A 2,335-nucleotide genomic window follows, 5' to 3' on the forward strand; every position below is an offset into this window, starting at 1 on the left:
ACTCCTAGTATCTCGGATAAGGATAAAACTCTCCCTCTTCCAATCCAACTTTTCCTTCTTCAAAGACTTCTTGATTCCATTCCATGACGAATTCTTCTGCTTCTGGGTCTTCCAAAAAGTCCATGAGGGCATCTAGTCCAACCTCGGCAGTATCTTTAAGGAATAGCGCAAAATAAGCTAAAAATTCGCGAGAAAATCCTTTTTTAGGTAGGTAAGGAATGACCGTCAAATAGTCTTCTGCATTGACTGTTGATTTGGCAGGATTGTAAAAAAGCACTGCTTCTTCAAAGAGAATGTCATCTGATGAAACCTCTCCATCTTCATCCACCATCTCCACACCTGCAGCATTTTGCGCTTCCAATAGAAAACTCACTTCAACCGCGTGGTTACGCTTGTCCCAACTAATCTCAAAGTCAAAAGGAAAGTTCTTCTCCAACTCTTCCTCTAAAACATCTAAAAATCCGTATGTTGCCATTTTGTCCTCTTTCTATGCGACTCTTAAATCGCCCCGATTGCTCGGAAATATGCTAAAATAGATACTACCATCTTACCACATATACATCAGAAAATCCACGTTAGAAAGGACTGCTATGCCAGACAATCTCGCGCTTCGTATGCGCCCTAAAACTATTGACCAGGTCATTGGTCAGGAACATCTGGTTGGACAAGGAAAAATCATCCGCCGCATGGTGGAAGCCAACCGCCTGTCCTCCATGATTCTATATGGACCCCCAGGAATCGGCAAGACCAGTATTGCCTCTGCCATCGCAGGGACGACCAAGTATGCCTTTCGAACTTTCAATGCGACAGTTGATAGTAAAAAGAGACTGCAAGAAATCGCTGAAGAAGCTAAATTCTCAGGTGGCCTTGTACTGCTACTAGACGAGATTCATCGTCTTGACAAGACTAAACAAGACTTCCTCTTGCCTCTCTTGGAAAGTGGTCTGGTCATCATGATTGGGGCTACGACTGAAAATCCTTTCTTTTCTGTCACTCCTGCCATTCGTAGCCGTGTTCAAATTTTTGAGTTGGAACCTCTGTCTAACCAAGACGTCAAAGAGGCTCTTCAGATAGCTCTAAGTAGTCCTGAGCGTGGTTTTGATTTCCCAGTAGAACTAGATGAAGATGCGCTGGATTTCATCGCAACCTCTACAAACGGAGACCTGCGCTCTGCCTTTAACTCACTGGATTTGGCAGTTCTCTCTACCCCTGAGAATGACGAGGGCATCCGCCATATCACCCTAGACATCATGGAAAATAGTCTTCAGAGAAGCTACATTACCATGGACAAGGATGGAGACGGTCACTATGATGTTCTATCTGCCCTGCAAAAGTCTATCCGTGGCTCAGATGTTGATGCCAGTCTTCACTATGCTGCCCGCTTGATTGAGGCTGGTGATTTGCCAAGTCTCGCTCGTCGTTTGACTGTTATCGCTTATGAAGATATCGGTTTGGCCAATCCTGAAGCCCAGATTCACACCGTGACTGCCCTGGATGCTGCACAGAGGATTGGTTTCCCCGAGGCTCGTATCCTCATTGCCAATGTCGTCATTGATTTGGCACTTTCTCCAAAATCCAACTCAGCCTATGTAGCTATGGATAAGGCACTTGCTGACCTCAAAACATCAGGGCACTTGCCTATTCCGCGACACCTGCGTGATGGGCACTACAGCGGAAGCAAGGAACTGGGGAATGCCCAAGACTATCTCTATCCACACAACTATCCTGGAAATTGGGTCAAGCAAGACTATCTGCCAGAAAAAATTCGCAATCATCACTATTTCCAAGCAGAAGATACTGGTAAATATGAACGGGCTTTGGCTCAAAGAAAGGAAGCTATCGACCATTTGCGAAAAATCTGAAATCCTTTTCAAAAAATTGCATTTTCCTCTTGATTTTTTTTGAAAAAGTGGTATCATATAAACATAGAAACGCTGTGGTGTACGACTTCACACTTAAGTGTTGACCGACTATTTTTTGTATTATTAGGGAAACAAAAGTCTTCTAACAGCATGTAGGCCGTCTCACACGGAAACAGCTTCAGTTAGAGCGAGTTGCCCACCTGCTTAATTGCGCGGGTTCAATACAAACCGTGAAGTTTCGGCACCAATACAGCTTTTTTCTTTGCCTCCTTAGCTCAGCTGGCAGAGCAGCGGACTCTTAATCCGTGGGTCACAGGTTCGATCCCTGTAGGGGGCATCTAAATACAGCAGGAAAAGCCTTATTCTAAAGGCTTTTTTTCGTATCTGTTCTACTTTTGGTCAACCAATGGATATTAAAGATATAATTTTGTGAACACCCTTTCCAGACATATCTAATCTGATTGCACTCAAAA

2 protein-coding genes and 1 tRNA gene are annotated in these 2,335 nt (G+C 44.2%); 2 read left to right on the forward strand and 1 reads right to left on the reverse strand.

Going from position 1 to position 2,335, the window contains the following annotated elements; genetic code table 11:
* Positions 1-4 precede the first annotated feature (4 nt).
* Positions 5-475, reverse strand: a complete 471-nt coding sequence (locus SMIDD26_RS07755) for a DUF3013 family protein (protein ID WP_049531867.1) — start codon at positions 473-475, stop codon at positions 5-7.
* A gap of 115 nt (positions 476-590) precedes the next feature.
* Here SMIDD26_RS07755 and SMIDD26_RS07760 point away from each other — a divergent pair, with 115 nt between their 5' ends.
* On the forward strand, positions 591-1,862 hold the full coding sequence (locus tag SMIDD26_RS07760) for a replication-associated recombination protein A (protein ID WP_061439745.1): 1,272 nt from the start codon (positions 591-593) through the stop codon (positions 1,860-1,862).
* 264 nt (positions 1,863-2,126) lie between these two features.
* Positions 2,127-2,199: transfer RNA gene (locus SMIDD26_RS07765), tRNA-Lys, on the forward strand.
* Positions 2,200-2,335 lie beyond the last annotated feature (136 nt).

Origin of the sequence: Streptococcus mitis (assembly GCF_001579035.1) — a bacterium.
GTDB lineage: Bacteria > Bacillota > Bacilli > Lactobacillales > Streptococcaceae > Streptococcus > Streptococcus mitis_J.